General features: G+C 72.9%; 12 protein-coding genes. 4 read left to right on the forward strand and 8 right to left on the reverse strand.

From position 1 onward, the window contains the following. Positions 1–179 precede the first annotated feature (179 nt). A complete protein-coding gene (locus ACH4VO_RS02115; protein ID WP_360983867.1) occupies positions 180–503 on the forward strand; it encodes an STAS domain-containing protein in 324 nt (107 codons plus the stop codon). Positions 504–716: 213 nt separating this feature from the next. Continuing rightward, positions 717–3,206, forward strand: coding sequence for an ATP-binding protein (locus ACH4VO_RS02120; protein ID WP_360983870.1), 2,490 nt, complete (start codon positions 717–719; stop codon positions 3,204–3,206). 252 nt (positions 3,207–3,458) lie between these two features. Here the strand turns inward: ACH4VO_RS02120 and nucS are convergent, their stop codons facing one another. Further along, positions 3,459–4,130 (reverse strand): endonuclease NucS, encoded by a 672-nt coding sequence (nucS, locus tag ACH4VO_RS02125; protein WP_360983873.1) that lies wholly within the window; start codon positions 4,128–4,130, stop codon positions 3,459–3,461. Between the two features lie 263 nt (positions 4,131–4,393). Between nucS and ACH4VO_RS02130 the strand changes: the two genes are divergently transcribed. Then, on the forward strand, positions 4,394–4,786 hold the full coding sequence (locus ACH4VO_RS02130; RefSeq protein WP_307124930.1) for an SCO5389 family protein: 393 nt from the start codon (positions 4,394–4,396) through the stop codon (positions 4,784–4,786). 97 nt (positions 4,787–4,883) lie between these two features. Here the strand turns inward: ACH4VO_RS02130 and ACH4VO_RS02135 are convergent, their stop codons facing one another. Further along, positions 4,884–5,915: an LLM class flavin-dependent oxidoreductase gene (locus ACH4VO_RS02135; RefSeq protein WP_360983876.1), complete on the reverse strand. Its 1,032-nt coding sequence runs from the start codon at positions 5,913–5,915 to the stop codon at positions 4,884–4,886. Between the two features lie 209 nt (positions 5,916–6,124). On the opposite strand from ACH4VO_RS02135, the gene ACH4VO_RS02140 reads away from it, so the two are divergent. Continuing rightward, positions 6,125–6,454 (forward strand): ATP/GTP-binding protein, encoded by a 330-nt coding sequence (locus ACH4VO_RS02140; protein ID WP_360983879.1) that lies wholly within the window; start codon positions 6,125–6,127, stop codon positions 6,452–6,454. A 16-nt stretch (positions 6,455–6,470) separates the two neighbouring features. Here ACH4VO_RS02140 and ACH4VO_RS02145 read toward each other — a convergent pair whose 3' ends face one another. From ACH4VO_RS02145 to scy, 6 genes are all read right to left on the reverse strand, one after another. Then, positions 6,471–7,346: an ABC transporter permease subunit gene (locus ACH4VO_RS02145; RefSeq protein ID WP_360983882.1), complete on the reverse strand. Its 876-nt coding sequence runs from the start codon at positions 7,344–7,346 to the stop codon at positions 6,471–6,473. Next, entirely contained in the window at positions 7,343–8,515 is a 1,173-nt protein-coding gene (locus ACH4VO_RS02150) for an ABC transporter ATP-binding protein (RefSeq protein ID WP_360983885.1), read from the reverse strand. The genes ACH4VO_RS02145 and ACH4VO_RS02150 overlap by 4 nt, the downstream gene beginning before the upstream one ends. 132 nt (positions 8,516–8,647) lie before the next feature. Continuing rightward, positions 8,648–9,427: an ABC transporter permease subunit gene (locus tag ACH4VO_RS02155; RefSeq protein ID WP_360983888.1), complete on the reverse strand. Its 780-nt coding sequence runs from the start codon at positions 9,425–9,427 to the stop codon at positions 8,648–8,650. A 5-nt stretch (positions 9,428–9,432) separates the two neighbouring features. Further along, positions 9,433–10,440, reverse strand: coding sequence for an ABC transporter ATP-binding protein (locus tag ACH4VO_RS02160; RefSeq protein WP_360983891.1), 1,008 nt, complete (start codon positions 10,438–10,440; stop codon positions 9,433–9,435). An 86-nt stretch (positions 10,441–10,526) separates the two neighbouring features. Further along, entirely contained in the window at positions 10,527–11,465 is a 939-nt protein-coding gene (locus tag ACH4VO_RS02165; RefSeq protein ID WP_360983894.1) for a cellulose-binding protein, read from the reverse strand. Positions 11,466–11,659: 194 nt separating this feature from the next. Further along, positions 11,660–15,487 carry a polarized growth protein Scy gene (scy, locus tag ACH4VO_RS02170; protein ID WP_360983897.1) on the reverse strand — a complete coding sequence of 1,276 codons (3,828 nt, stop codon included), beginning with the start codon at positions 15,485–15,487 and terminating at the stop codon, positions 11,660–11,662. Positions 15,488–15,507 lie beyond the last annotated feature (20 nt).

Below are 15,507 nucleotides of genomic sequence, written 5' to 3' on the forward strand. Positions count from 1 at the left end.
TGTGGGATGCGGTGCCGGATCCCACTGTTCCGGTGAACCCGCGTTCACCCCTCGGGGTGAATTCGGTATCGGTTCGCCTACAGACGGCAACTTCCCCGTCGCTGCGGCAGTCAGTTGGTGGGGAGACGGAAGAGTTTCAGACAGACCGACCTTGCTGCGGAGTCATCCGGGGAGCGCATATGCACATCAGGGGCGACCACGCCGAGATGGTCGTCGGGGGCCGCCTCGACGTCCGAAGCGCGGCGGACGCCCGTACGGTTCTGCATTCGGCCGTCGACGACGGACGGGGTGACCTCGTACTGGACCTGACCGAACTGGACTCCTGGGACGCCACCGGACTCGGCGTCATCATGGGTGCGCACCGTCGGGCGGGCCGGGCGGGCCGGCGGCTGGTACTGCGCGGCGTCCCGCCGCAGATGCAGCGCCTGCTCGTCGCGACGCGACTGCATCGCATTCTGGCCATCGAGGGCGGAATCGCCGCAGACTCCCTGCCGCGCGTCTGAGGCCTGTTCCCGCGCCGATGCACGCACAATTCTCCTGAGAACGTGACGGGCTGGACGGTGCGGCCCCCCGCCGGTGCACCGATACTCTGCGAAGGTTTAGGGTTTCGGCCGTCTGCCGGTTCACGGACCCACGGGCGGACACCGGACCGGAAGCGACAGCAGGGCGTACGAGGCCGGGTGGGCAACCGCGCTACGCGTCTGGGGGACTTGACGATGGACCCGACCAACCGGGAACCGGAACAGTACGGCCGGGAGAACGACCGCTCCGAGGACGGCACCGGGCCGCGGCGGCAGTCCCGCGAAGCGCTCACACCGGACTTCGGGCACCCGGCCGGCCAGCAGTCCCGCACGGTGCGGCTGACATCGGGCAGCTTGCTGCTCACCGTCAACCCGGTCGACGGCAGCGAGATCGAGCCGTGCCGGCCCGGGGAGCGGCCCGCCACACCCGTACGCCGCACCGCCGCCCAGCGGGCCGAGCGGGAGCGTGCGGCGGCCCCGCCGGTACCGCCGGGTCCGCCCGCACCCCGGCTGCCGCTCCTGGAGCGCCAGGACGAGCGTGAACGGCTCGTACGGCTGCTGACACGGGGCCGCTCGGTCCGGCTCACCGGCCCCGCCGGCTCCGGCCGCACCGCCCTGCTGAACGCTGTCGCCGCCGACTGTGCGGACCTGGCCCCCGACGGGGTCGTCCGGCTCTCGGGGCACAAGCGGACCGTCACGGACCTGCTGTACGGGCTCTTCGAGACCGTCTACGAGGCTCCGCTGCACCGCCCCGACCGCGAGGGCCTCCTGGCGCTCCTCCACGGCATCGGCGCCGTCGTCGTGCTCGACGACCTGGAGTTGGGCGGCGCGGCACTGCAGGAACTCCTCGACGCCACACCCGAGTGCGCCTTCCTCTTCGCCGCGACGTCGGAGGTGCCCATCCCCGCCGCGGACACGGACATCGAAGAGGTCTTCCTCTCCGGCCTGGGGCGCGGGACCTCGCTCGAGCTCCTGGAACACGTCGTGGAGCGCGCCCTCACCGACGAGGAGGCCAACTGGGCGGGCGACCTGTGGTTCGAGTCCGAAGGGCTGCCGCTGCGCTTCGTCCAGGCCGGGGCCCTGCTGCGCCAGCGCGACGAGACGCGCGCGGACCCGCAGTCCCCCCACGGTCCCGAGGACGACGAACCCGTCGACACGCCGTTCGGCCGGATCGAGCCGAAGGACCCGCCCCTGCCCAGCCTGGGCGAGGGCGCGGCTCCCGCCGCGCTGCTCGCCTCCCGGCTGAGCGAGGCGGCCCGCGAGACCCTGCACTTCGCCGTCGCGCTGGGTGGAGAGGTTCCCCACCAGGCCCACCTGCCGGCCCTGGTGGGGGACACCCACGCCGATGCCGCGCTGGGCGAGCTGTCCCTGTGCGGTCTGCTCTCCCCGGCGGGCCCCCGCTACCGGCTGGCCGCCGGTGTGCTGGCCCAGCTGGAGGCGAGCGGCTACGCCGAGGACGCGTCGGCGCGCGCCCGCAGCGCCGCCCGGCACTACGCCTGGTGGGCGGGGCACCCGTCCGTCACCCCGGAGCGCGCGGTCGCCGAGGCGGACGCCCTCCTCGCCTCGATGGCACCCCTCCTGCAGGGCGAAGCGCGGGACCAGGCCGACGTGGCCGTCCTGCTGGCCCGCAGCGCCTCTCCGGCGTTCGCGGCGGGGATGCACTGGGGCGCGTGGGAGAAGGCCCTCAGGATCGGCCAGGAAGCCGCCAGGATCGCCGGTGAGGTGGCACAGGAGGCCTACTTCCACCACGAGTTGGGCGTCCTCGCGCTCTGCACCGGCCACCTGGACCGGGCCAGGGCCGAGCTGGAGGCGTCCATCGGCATGCGGGGCGCGCTCGCCGACAAGGCGGGGGCCGTGGCGGGACGCAGGGCGCTGGCCCTCGTCGAGGACCGCTCGGGCGCACCGGCACCGGGAGCCGGCGTCCCGGCTGCCGAGGTTCCGCCCGCCTCGCCGCCCGCCTCGCCGCCCGGCGGGGCCCCGACCGCCCTGCCGCTCTTCCCCCCTCGTATCGAGGAGCCACCCACCCTGGTCTCCCGGCAGATGCCCGCACCCCCTGCCGCCCGGGTGCCCGGCAGCCGCCCGAGGGTGTTCCTGAGCGCCCGGCGCAATCTGGCTGCGGTGGGCGCGGGCGCCCTGCTGGCGGCCGTCCTGGGCACCGTGGTGACGCTGGGCGCGACCTCCGGCAGCGAGGACCCCGAGGGCCGCGACGTCACGACCGAGCAGTCGGCCACCGAGGACGAGACCGGACAGGACGGCCCTCCCGTGGAGGAGCCGGCCGAAGGCCCGGCCTCCGGCGACGTCCCGGCCGACGGGACCGTTTCCCCGGGAGCCTCGGGCAGCGCCGTCCCCTCCGGCAGCGCGACACCGTCCCCCGGGACGTCGAGCCCCGGGGTGAGCCCCGAGCCGGCGGACTCGTCGAGCGGCAGCCCCAGCGACCCGCCGGCCTCCGAGAACCCGTCGCCCACCGTGAAGCCGACCAGGCCGACCACCACGCCGACCAGTTCACCCCCGGCGACCTCGCCGGACCCGAGCCCCAGCGAGAGCACGACGGAGCCGGCTCCCAGCGAGACGGCGACCGGGCCGGAGACCACCAACTCGGCGAGCGGCCCTGCGGAGTCGGCGACGGCCACCGACGCGGGTACGGGGCCGGAGAGCCCGTCGGGCGCCGCCCCGGCCGTGGCCTGAGACCCGGAATCGCCGGACGCGCCGGAAACCCGGCCCGTCCGGCGAACGAGGACGGCCCACAGGGCACGCCGCACCAGGGTGGCCACCCGAGGCGGGCGGGCACGCCCGCACCAGGCAGCGGCCGGCTGCCGGGGAACCACCGAGCCTGGCCGGCCGTACGAGGTCACCGGGCTGTGGCCGGCCGCCGGGGGCACCCGAGCCAGGCCCGCCGCACGAGATCGCCAGGCAGTTGGCCGACCGGCCGCCCGGGGGTCAGAACAGCCGCAGCTTGTCGTCCTCGATACCGCGCATCGCGTCGTAGTCGAGGACCAGGCAGCCGATGCCCCGGTCCGTCGCCAGCACCCGTGCCTGCGGCTTGATCTCCTGCGCCGCGAAGACGCCCCGGACCGGAGCCAGGTGCGGGTCCCGGTTGAGCAGTTCCAGGTACCGGGTCAGCTGCTCCACGCCGTCGATGTCGCCGCGCCGCTTGAGCTCCACGGCCACGGTCCCGCCGTCCGCGTCCCGGCACAGGATGTCCACCGGGCCGATGGCGGTCGGGTACTCACGGCGGATCAGCGTGTAACCGTCGCCGAGCGTCTCGATGCGGTCGGCGAGCAGTTCCTGGAGATGCGCTTCCACCCCGTCCTTGATGAGCCCGGGGTCCACCCCCAGCTCGTGGGACGAGTCGTGGAGGACTTCCTCCATCGTGATGATCAGTTTCTCGCCCGCTTTGTTCACCACGGTCCAGACGCCCTCGCCGCCGTCGGCGCCCTCCTTCAGGGTGCACGGCGGTGACATCCAGTTGAGAGGTTTGTACGCCCGGTCGTCGGCGTGGATCGAGACGCTGCCGTCCGCCTTCACGAGGATCAGACGGGGGGCGGAGGGCAGGTGGGCGGTGAGCCGGCCCGCGTAATCGACGGAGCAACGGGCGATGACGAGACGCATGGTCGGCAACGCTACTCGACCACCGGCGTCCCGCGCGATTCGCCGGCCTGCCGTCCGGTACGGCCCTTGACACACGGCCTTCTGGCTTGTCCGTCTTTGCGACCCTTCGTTATTGGCCGGTTGTGTTCCCAATCTCCTGGTGCGGCCCGGACTGCGCCCTTACCGTGGAAGCAGGAGGTCGTCGTCTGTGCACACAGCGTCGCCGGCCCCCTTCCCTGCCCGTAAGGCCCCGGTGACCCACCGGGGTCGCGAGAGGAGAACCCATGTCGCTCGACGTCTCACCGGCCCTGTTGGAACAGGCCGAGCGAGGCGAGGTCGACGAAGCCGACTTCGTCGACTGCGTCCGGACCTCCCTGCCCTACGCATGGGAGATGATCAGCTCCCTGGTGGCCCAGCTGAAGGTGGACGGTGGACAGTTCGCCGACAACCAGACGCCTCCGCCGGACGAGCAGGCACGTGGTCAGCTGCTGCGCGCGCTCGCGAGTGATGCGATACGCGGCGCGCTCCAGCGGCACTTCGGAGTGCGTCTCGCATTCCAGAACTGCCACCGCGTCGCGGTGTTCCCACTGGACGCCTCGGTCGACGAGCGTCTGGCCCGATTCACCTCGGTGAGGGGTCAGTTGCTCAACCAGTCGCCCGGACTACGGGACTGCTGAGCGCTTCTGCTGCCGCTTCGGGCCGCGGGAGGTGCAACTGGCTCCGGGGCGGCAGCCCCCGTACCACCGCACCGCCAGGACCACCAGCATGTCCGCCTCACGTCAGCAGGGGCAGCACCTCCGTGCCGAGCCGCTGCACGTTCTCCTCGGTCGTCGCGAGGTCGCCCGACCCCTCCACCAGGAGGGCGAAGCGGGTGATGCCCGTGCGCTCCGCCGTGGCCGCCAGCCGGTCCGCGGCGATCCGGGGCGGCCCCACCGGGTGCAGACCGCACAGGAACTCCGTGTACGCGACGGGGTCCCGCATCACGCGGTGCCTGCCGTCGACCGTGACATGGGCCTCCAGCCCCTGCCGCAGCCAGCCCGGCATGGCCTTCACGAGTGTCTCGGCGGCCTCCCCCCGCCCGTCGGCGAGCTGGGCCACTCCTGCGGACACATGTCCGATCCCCTCCGCGACCTCGGCCGGCTGACCGGCTTCGCGGGCCGCGGAACGCCACAGGGCGACCATGCCGGCCTTCTCCTCGTCGTCGCAGTGCATTCCGAGCAGCATCGGCAAACCCTTTTCAGCGGCGAGTTTCACGCTTTTCGGCGACGTGCACGCGACGATCACCTCCGGGGCGGCCGGACCGTCCCCGAGGATCTCGTCCGCGCGGGGCACGACGGCCACCTCGCGGAAGCCGTAGCGCTCGCCGGTACCCGCCACCCGGGGCTGGCGGAGCCAGTCCAGCAGCAGCTCCAGCGATTCGGGGAAGCCCCTCTCGTAGGCGTCGAGACCCCCGCCGAACACCTCCAGGTCCACCCACGGCCCCCCGCGCCCCACCCCCAGGACGAAGCGTCCGCCGCTGGTCAGATGCAGCAGCGCGGCCTGCTCCCCGAGGGAGACGGGGTGCTGCGTCGACAGGACGCTCACCGCCGTGCCCACCTGGATCCGGCGGGTACGGCCGAGCAGCAGCCCGGCCAGCGTCACGGCCGAGGGACACACCCCGTACGGCACGAAATGATGTTCCGCCAGCCAGACCGAATCGAGCCCGGACTCCTCCGCGACCTCCGCGGACCGGACGGCCCGGTGCAGGGCCTCGCCCTGTCCCTGGCCGGGAAACTGTGCTGCCAGAACGAACGTTCCTACGCGCATCGCCTTCTCCCTCCTTGCGGCCGACGCGGCTCCCCCTACCGGCAACAACGTCCGACACGTGCCAAAGGCACGGTCCACGAAGAAAGTTGTTGCGATTTTCCGCTAACCCCTCCGTCCCTCCGGGCGCCCCCGTCACAGGCGGGCACCCGTCGGCTGCGCGGGGCTCTACGCTGGACGGGAACTGCCCGTACCGCCCCGTGAGGTGTCCCGTGTCCCCGCGCCGCAACCGCCCCCGAGGCGGCGAGAGTCCCACCGGCAACGCGCGAGAGGCGGCCGGTCGGTACGGCGGGGGCGGGGCCACCGAGAACTGGCAGGGCGAGGAGTGGTCGGTGCGCCCGGTGAGCGGTGCGAGCGCCGCGGGCAAGCGCTACCGCTGCCCCGGCTGCGACCAGGAGATCCCCTCCGGCGTCCCGCACCTGGTCGCCTGGCCGGAGTTCGGCGGCATCGACGACCGCAGGCACTGGCACAAGGCCTGCTGGAACGCCAGGGACCGCCGCACCACACGGGTGCAGCGGTCCAGGAACGCTCCGCGCTACTGAGGATAGGCCGGGCGGCTCAGACGTCCCGGCGGTCCAGGGAGACGAAGGCGCCGGTCATGGCGACGGCCGTCACCCCGACGACGATCCACAGCGGTTCCCAGCCGGACGGCCCCGACGGGGTGACCGAGGCGTCGTAGAACGCGGCGAGCTGGCTGGGGATCGAGTACTCGAGGAGTGCCTCCTGCACGTCGGCCAGGCTCGGCGAGAACATGAACATCGCAAGCACCAGCGGCAGCAGGACCACCGCGATCATGAGGGTGATCGCGCCGGCCGAGTGCCGGACGAGCGCGCCGATGGCGAGCGACAGCAGCCCGAGCGTCGCCACGTAGAGCGCCACCCCCACCGTGGCGCGCAGCCAGTCGTCTCCGCCAGCCGTCGCGCCGCCCAGCATGGCCGTCTGCAGCAGGCCGACGATACCCGTCGTCACCGCGGTGATCGAGAAGGTGAGCAGGAAGAAGACGACGGACTTCGCGATCAGCACCCGGGAGCGGCTCGGACAGGCGGTCAGCGTCGTACGGATCATGCCCGTGCCGTACTCCGAGGCGATGGTCAGTACGCCCAGGGTGATCACACAGATCGAACCGAGCAGGACGCCGAAGAAGCCGAGACTCAGCACCGGGGTGTCCTCGAGCTCCGCGTCCGAGGCACTGACGGCGAAGGCCGCGAGCAGCCCCACCGCGAGCAGCAGGACGATCATCACCCCGAGGGTCCACATCGTGGAGCGCACGGAGCGGATCTTCGTCCACTCGGACGCGATGGCGTCGCCGAGGCCGGGGCTGCGCACCGGGATCGGCGAGGCGTAGGTACCCGCGGGGCCGCCCCAGCCCTGCTGCGGCTGCTGGAAGGGCTGCTGGGGCGCCTGCGGGGGCGGCGGGGTGGCCGGCGTCGTCATCGGGGGTCCTCGCTGGTCTCGCGCGTGGTCGGGTCTGCGGGCGCCGCCGGAGCCGTCCCGGCCGCCGGTACGGGCCCGTGAGGGGCGGCGGGCGCGGGCTCGGCGTACGGGTTCTGTCCGGGCGGCGGCGGGGCGTACCAGCCCTGCTGCGGCACCTCGGACGGAGGCTGCGGGACGTGGCCGGGCTGCCCGGAAGCCCCGTGACCGGCCCCGTAGCCGGGCGCCGGCGGCTGGAGTCCCGCCTTGGCGTCGGCCGTCGAGCGGTAGTCCACGGCGGCCTGCGTCATCCGCATGTACGCCTCCTCCAGGGAGGCCTGATGCGGCGAGAGCTCCCACAGCCGCACGTCCGCCGCGTGCGCCAGGTCGCTGATCCGGGGCAGTGCCAGACCGGTGACCCGCAGGGCCCCGTCCGCCTCCGGCATGACCCGGCCGCCCGCCCCGGTGAGCGAGGCCGTCAGCTTCTCCCGGCCCTCCGGCCGGTCCGTGGCGACGCGCACCCGGGCGAAGTCCGCGGAGTTGGCGGAGATGAAGTCCGTGACGCTCATGTCGGAGAGCAGCTGTCCCCGCCCGATCACGATCAGATGGTCGGCGGTCACCGCCATCTCGCTCATCAGGTGGCTGGAGACGAAGACCGTACGGCCCTCCGACGCCAGTCGCTTCATCAGGTTGCGCACCCAGAGGATGCCCTCGGGGTCGAGTCCGTTGACCGGCTCGTCGAAGAGCAGCACCTGCGGGTCGCCGAGCAGCGCCGCCGCGATCCCGAGCCGCTGTCCCATGCCGAGCGAGAAGCCCTTGGACCGCCTCTTGGCGACGTCCTGCAGGCCGACGACACCGAGGACCTCGTCCACCCGGGCTGCCGGGATACCGGCCAGCTGGGCCAGGGACAGGAGGTGGTTGCGGGCGCTGCGCCCACCGTGCACCGCCTTGGCGTCCAGCAGCGCGCCCACCTGGCGCGGCGCGTTGGGAAGGCTGCGGAAGGCGTGACCGCCGATCGTCACATGGCCCGACGTCGGCCGGTCCAGGCCGAGCATCATGCGCATGGTGGTCGACTTGCCGGACCCGTTCGGGCCGAGGAAGCCCGTGACCGCTCCCGGCCGCACCTGGAAGGAAAGGTTGTACACGGCCGTCTTGGCGCCGTAGCGCTTCGTCAGGCCGACTGCCTCGATCATTCTCCAGCCCCATCGACGTGTCTGTCGTCGGGGCGACAGGCCACCCGGCCGCGCACCCCCGTAAGAGTTAGGAGGATAACCAGGCGGTACCGGTAACGGCCAAGTCGTCGCGGCGGGGCGGCGTGGGGGCCCTCAGGCGTCCCGCTTCCGGAGGACGAGGTACCCGCCGATCAGCGCGGCCACCACCCACAGCGCCATGATGCCGAGCCCGCCCCACGGACCGTAGGGTGCCGGATCGCTGTTCATGGCGTCGGGCAGCACCTGCATGATCTTGGATCCGGCCCGGTCGGGGAAGTAGCGCGCCACGCTCTTGGCACCGGGAACCGCCGAGAGGATCTGCGAGACGAGGAAGAAGAAGGGCATCAGGATGCCGAGCGACAGCATGGAGCTGCGCAGCATCGCCGCCACGCCCATGGAGAAGACCGCGATCAGTCCCATGTAGACGCCGCCGCCGAAGACGGCGCGCAGCACGTTCTCCGCGCCGATGCCCGTGCTGTGGTCGCCCAGCAGGGCCTGGCTGAGGAAGAAGGTCACGAAGCTCGTGGCGAGCCCGACCACCAGGGCCAGCACGCCGGCCACCGCGATCTTGCTGAACAGGAACGAACCGCGCCGCGGAACGGCCGCGAGCGAGGTGCGGATCATGCCGGAGCTGTACTCCGTACCGACCACCAGGACGCCGAAGACGACCATCGCCAGCTGACCCAGGACCATGCCGGAGAAGCTCACGAACGTGGGGTCGAACGTGGCCTGCTCCGCGGCGGGCAGGTCGTCGAACTGGGCGTTCAGCAGGGCGCTGAGCGCCGCGCCCATCGCGACGGTGACGACGAAGGCGGAGATCAGGGTCCAGGTGGTCGACGAGACCGTGCGGATCTTGGTCCACTCCGAATTCAGGACTGCGGGTACCGAGGCCATGCCCTTCACTCCCCCTTCGTGCCGTCGCCGGACGCGGTACCGGCCTGCCGGGTCCACTGATCGCCCCAGTGCGGTCCCACCGGCGGCGGCTGGGGCCGCCCCTCGCGCTCGGAGTGGGCGTGGTACTCCACGGCGCCCGCGGTCATCTGCATGAATGCCTCCTCCAGCGAAGCGCGCTGGGAACTGAGCTCGTGCAGCACGATCCCGTGTCCGGCGGCGAGCTCACCGAGCGGTTCCGGTTCCGCGCCGTCGATCTCCAGGGCGCCGTCGCCGGCGTCGGCCGCCACGATCCCCGCCCCGTGCAGCACGTCCCGCAGCCGCTCCTGCTGCGGGGAGCGCATCCGCACATAGCTTCGGGAGTTCTCGTGGATGAAGTCGGCCATCGAGGTGTCGGCGAGCAGCCTGCCCTGGCCGATCACAATCAAGTGATCTGCGGTCAGGGCCATTTCACTCATCAGGTGCGAGGAGACGAAGATCGTCCGGCCTTCCGCGGCGAGCGCCTTCATCAGATTCCTGATCCAGTGGATTCCCTCGGGGTCCAGGCCGTTGACCGGCTCGTCGAACATCAGGATCTCCGGATCACCGAGCAGCGCCGCGGCGATTCCCAGCCGCTGGCCCATACCGAGGGAGAAACCCTTCGACTTCTTCTTCGCCACCGCGCCCAGCCCGACCGTGTCGAGTACCTGCGAGACACGGCTCGCCGGGATGCGGTTGCTCTGCGCCAGGCAGAGGAGGTTGTTGTACGCGCTGCGGCCGCCGTGCATGGCCTTGGCCTCGAGCAGGGCCCCGATGTGCTTCAGCGGCTCCCGCAGCTCGCGGTAGTGCTTGCCGTCGATGCGGACCGAGCCGCTCGTCGGGTTGTCGAGGTCGAGCATCATGCGCATGGTGGTGGACTTGCCCGCCCCGTTCGGACCGAGGAATCCCGTCACCATGCCCGGTCTGACCCGGCATGACAGGCCGTCCACGGCAACCTTGTTGCCGAAGCGTTTGGTGAGTCCGTCGAGCTCGATCATGCGATCACGCTAGAACGCCCGCGCGCCCGGCGCCACCACACGGGTGGAACCGGGCGCGCACAAGGGTACAGCTGATGTACGCGGTGTCAGCGGCTCTGCTGGGCCGGCACCCCGCGGGTGGCCGGCTCGTCGTCCGCCGGCGAGCCGGCGGCCGCCACCGCGGCACCGGTCAGCGTCGCCAGCATCTCGCGGACGTTGGTCAGCTGGGCGTTGATCGAGTCGCGGCGGTTGGTGAGCGCCGCCAGCTCGCGCTCCGACTCGCTGCGGATCCGGTCGGCCTTCGCGTTCGCGTCGGCCACGATGTCCTCGGACTGGCGCTGCGCGGTCTCCACCGTCTGACGGGCCCGGCGCTCGGCGTCCGTGCGGAGCTTCTCCGCCTCCAGGCGGAGCTGCTCGGCGCGGTGCTCGATCTCGGCGAGACGCTTCTCCGCCTTCGCCTGGCGGGAGGCGAGGTCGCGCTCCGACTGGTCGCGGCGCTTGGCGAGGTTCGTCTCGAAGTCCGCGGCGGCCTGGGCGGCCTTGGCGCGGGTCTCCTCGAAGAGGGCGTCCGCCTCCTCGCGCTTCTGCTGGGCGTCCTTCTGGGCGTCGCTGCGCAGCGTGCCCGCCTCGCCCTGGGCCTTCTCGACGATGCGTACGCCCTCGTCCTCGGCCTTGGCCTTGCGCTCCGCGGCGTAGGACTCCGCGTCGTTGCGCACCTGCTGGGCGGCCGACTCGGCCAGCTCGCGGTGCTGTTCGGCGGCGCGGCGGGCCTCCTCACGCAGATCCTTCGCCTCCTCCTCGGCGAGGCGGAGGATCTTCTCCACGCGGGCGCCGAGCCCGGCGTAGGACGGCTCGGACTCGTTGACCTGGGCCTGGGCGTTCTGCGTCTCGAGGTGGAGCTCCTCGATCCGCTTCTCCAGAGAGGTGATGCGGGCGAGAGCACTGTCACGGTCGGCGACGAGCTTGGTGATGCGGTCGTCCACCTGACCGCGGTCGTATCCACGTCGCACGAGCTCGAAGCCGAAGGGGGAGGAAGGGTCGCTCATGGGGTTCCTGTCGAATGAGACCGGTGAGGTGTTGGTAGGAATCCTAGGGGGCTGGGCGGCGTGTCAACGTGAAGATGCCGCTTTGATATGGAGAATGACACCCCTTTTGAGTGGCTGCCCTCCGGAGTGCTTGTCACCGAAGGGTTGAATGTTCATGGCGAATTACCCGGCGCGGAACGGCCGGTGAGCAGTGCCTACCCATCCGACGTCTTGCCACCCGCCCGGTTGCCCGCCGCGGCGCCCGCCTTGACGGCCCCCGAGCCGCTGTTGGCGGACTTGCCGGAGGCGGCGGGAGCCTCGAAGGACTCCAGCGCCTCCAGCACGTCCTGGACTCGGGAGATCTCCGTGTTGATGTCCTCGCGCCGGCGGACCAGGAGGTCCAGCTCGCGACGGCCCTCGTCGACGATCCGCTTGGCCTCGGCCTCGGCGTCGGCGCGCAGCTTCTCGGCCACGCGGGTCAGCTCGGCCTTCTTGGTCTCGGCCTCCTTGAGGAGAGACTCCGCGCGCTTCACCGCCGCGATACGGACCTTGCTCGCCTCCGAATTCGCGTCGGCCAGTAGGTCCTTGGCCTTCGCCTCGGCCTCCGCACGCTGCTCCGTCGCCGCCTTCATCAGCTTGTCGACACGCTCACCCGCCGTCTTCATCTGCTCCGAGGTCTCGCGCCGGGCCCGCTCGTGCAGCTCCTCGATCTCGGCTTCCAGACGGGTCCTGAGCTCCTCCGCCCGCTCCCGGGTGGCCGTGGCGTCCCGGCGCGCGCCGACGAGCAGCTCGTCCGCGTCCGCGCGGGCCCGCTCCACCAGGGAGTTGCCCTCGACGGTGGCCTCCGAGGTGATCCGGACGGCCTCGTTGCGTGCCGCGCCGACCATCCTGTCGGCCTGCTCCTCGGCCTCGGTGGCGGCGCGCAACGCCTCCTCCCGGGCCTTGCCGACGAGCTGGTCGGCCTGCTCGGCCGCGTCGGCACGGCGCTTCGCCGCGGCCTCGCGCGCCTCGTCCAGCACCCGGTCCGCCTCCTGGCGGGCCTCCGCGCGCAACTGCTCCGCCGCGGACTCCGTCTCGGCCCGCAACTGCTCCGCCGCCGACTCCGTGTCGGCGCGCAGCCGCTCGGACTCCTCGCGGGTTCGGGACGCGTGCTCCTGCGCCGAGGCGACGGTCTGCGCCGCCTCCGCCCGCCGCCGCTCCGCCTCCTCGGTGGCCTCGCCGACGAACCGCTCCGCCTGCTCGGCGGCCTCCGCGCGGATCCGCTCGCTCTCGCTCGTCGCCTCGCCGACGAGCAGGTCGGCCTGCGCCGCCGCCTCGGAACGGATCCGGTTGGCGTCCGCACGGGCCTCGGCCCGTGCGCGCGAGGCGTCGTGCTCCGCGGAGGCGAGGGCGTCGGACGCCTCCGTACGCATCCGCTGGCTGTACTCGGAGGTGTCCGAACGCAGCTTCTCCGACTCGGCGATCGCCTCGGAGACGGTCCGTTCGGCCAGCGCCTTCGCGGCCTCCGACTCCTCGTGCGCCACCTGGCGGATCCGGCCGGCGTCCTCGGCGGCCCGCTCGCGCTCGGCGTAGGCGTCCGCCCGGACCCGGTCCGCCTCCTCCTGCGCCTCGGTCCTCGTCCGCTGCGCCGCATGCTCGGCGGCCGACCGCAGTCCGGCGATCTCCTCCTCGGCCTGCTCCTGCAGCCCGGCGACGGAGTCGCGTACCTGCTGGGCGGTCTGCTCAGCCGCCGAGACCATCTCGGCCGCCCGGCGCTCCGCCTCCTCGACCAGCCGCTGGGCCTCGGCCTGCGCCTCCTCGACCCGCTTGCGGGCGGAGGCGAGGAGTTCCTCGCTCTGCTCGCGGGCACGCCCGCGCTCCTGCTCCGCCTCGGCGCGGGCGCTGCCCAGCGTCTCCTCGGCCTCACGGCGGCGCCGGCCCGCCTCCTCCTGGGCGGCGGCGAGGGCCTCGGCGGCCTCCGTCGCGACCCGCTCGGCCGCCGCGGCGGCCTCCGACCTCACCCGGTCGGCGCTCTCCTGCGCCTCCGTCCTCAGCCGTTCCGCCTCGGTGGCGGCCTCCGTACGCAGCCGTACGGCGACGGCCTCACCCTCGGCGCGGGATTCCGCGGCGTCGGCGGCGGCCTCGTCACGCAGCCGCTGGGCCTCCGTCGTGGCCTGCTCCTGCAGCAGGCGCAGCCGCTCGGCGGCCTCCGCGCGCAGCCGCTCGGACTCCTCGCTCGTCTCGCGGCGGATCCGCTCGGCCTCCGTACGGGCCGTGCCGAGCGCCTCGTCGGCGGAGGCGAGGCGGGACTCGGCCTCCGTGTGCATCCGGGCCAGCTCGCCGGCCGCCTCGGCCTTACGGGCTTCGATCGCGCGCTCGGTCTCCTCGCGCAGCTTCCCGGCGGCCTTCTCCGCGGCCGACGTCAGGGCGGCGGCCTGCTCCTCGGCCTCGGTACGGAGCTTCTCCGCCTCGGCACGGCTGCGCTCCAAGGCCTCCTCGGCCTGCTTGCGCAGCGTGGCGGCGCGCTCGGCGGCCTCGGCGCGCACGCGCTCGCCCTCGGTGCCCGCGGAGGTCCGCAGCTCCTCGGCGTCCGCCTTCGCCTTGGTCAGCAGCTCCTCGGCGGTGCGGGCGCCCTCCTCCAGCTGCTGGACCGCTTCCCTGCGGGCCTCGCCGCGGATGCGCTCGCCCTCGGCGACGGCCTCGGAGCGCAGCTGCTCCGCCTCGCCGCGCAGCCGGCGCGCCTCCTCCTGGAGCTCGACCGTCCTGGCCCGGTACTCCTTGGTGTCGTCCTTGGCCGCGCCCTTGAGCTGGTCGGCCTGCTCGGCGGCCTCGCCGCGCAGCCGGTCCGCCTCGGCCTCGGCCTCGCGGCGGATCCGGTCGGCCTCCTCGGCCGCCGCCTTCGTCGTCGACCTGGCGTCCTCGGAGGCCTTGGTCAGGACCTCCTCGGCGCTGCGGGCGGCCTTGGCGAGCTGGGCCGCCGCGTCCTCGGCGGCGACCGTACGGGCCTTCTCCGCGGCCTCGGTGACCAGCCGCTCGGCCTTCGCCCGGGCGTCGGCCAGCGCCTGCTCGGCCTCTTCCTTCAGGGCCTCGGCCTGCTTCGTGGCCTCCCCGACCAGCCGGGCGATCTCCGACTTGGCCGTACGGGTGCGCTGCTCGTTCTGCGACTCGGCGCCGGCCAGCCGCTTGGCCGCGGCCTCCTTCGCCTCGCCGACGACCTTCTCGGCCTCCAGGCGGGCCTCGCGCAGCCGGGTCTCGGCCTCCTGCACGCGCTGCTCGGCGGTGCGGTTGAGCTCCGCGGTCTGCTGCCGCGTCCGGTCGGTCTCGGCGGTGGCCGTCGAGCGCAGCTGCTCGGCGTGGGCGGCGGCCTCCTGCGCCTGGGCGGACGCGGTGGCCATCAGCCGCTCCGCTTCCCGGCGGGCCCGCAGCAGTGTGGTCTCGGCCTCGGAACGGGCGGTCTCAGCCTCGGCGTTGAGGCGCCGTCGGGTCTCGTCGGCGAGCCGGGCCGCCTCGGCGCGGGCGGCGGCCAGCGACTGCTCGGCCTCGGTGCGCGACTCGTCCAGGAGCCGGCGGGCCTGGGACTCCGTCCGGGCCCGCAACTGCTCGGCCCAGGCGACGTTCTCGTTGACGTGGGACTCGACGGTCTGCCGGCGTTCGGCCAGTTCCTGGTCGAGGCGCTGACGCCGCTGGACCGCCTCGGTGTGCAACTCCGCCTGCAGACGGGCCTGGTGCTCCGCGTGCTCCTGCAGGATCCGCTGCGTCTGCGCCCGGGCCTCGCGCAGTTCGCGCTCGGCGTCGGTGCGCAGCTGTTCGGCCTGGATCTGGGCGTTGCGCAGGAGCTGCTCGGCCTGGTAGCCGAAGTCCGTGCCGTCGTGCGCGGGACGGGTGGCGAGGGTGCGCCGGGCCTCGTGCAGCTTGGCACGCAGGACCTCGACCTGGTAGCCGAGGTCCTCGGCGTGCTGGACGGCCTTCTCCCGGTCGGTCTTCAGCCGGTCCATCTCGGCTTCGAACCGCGAGAGATGGTCGTCGTCAGCTCGGTGGCTCTGCTGGCTCTCGTAGCCCCGCACTGCGCGGTCCCATCCTTCCC

The organism is Streptomyces sp. NPDC020780, assembly GCF_044334475.1.
GTDB lineage: Bacteria > Actinomycetota > Actinomycetes > Streptomycetales > Streptomycetaceae > Streptomyces.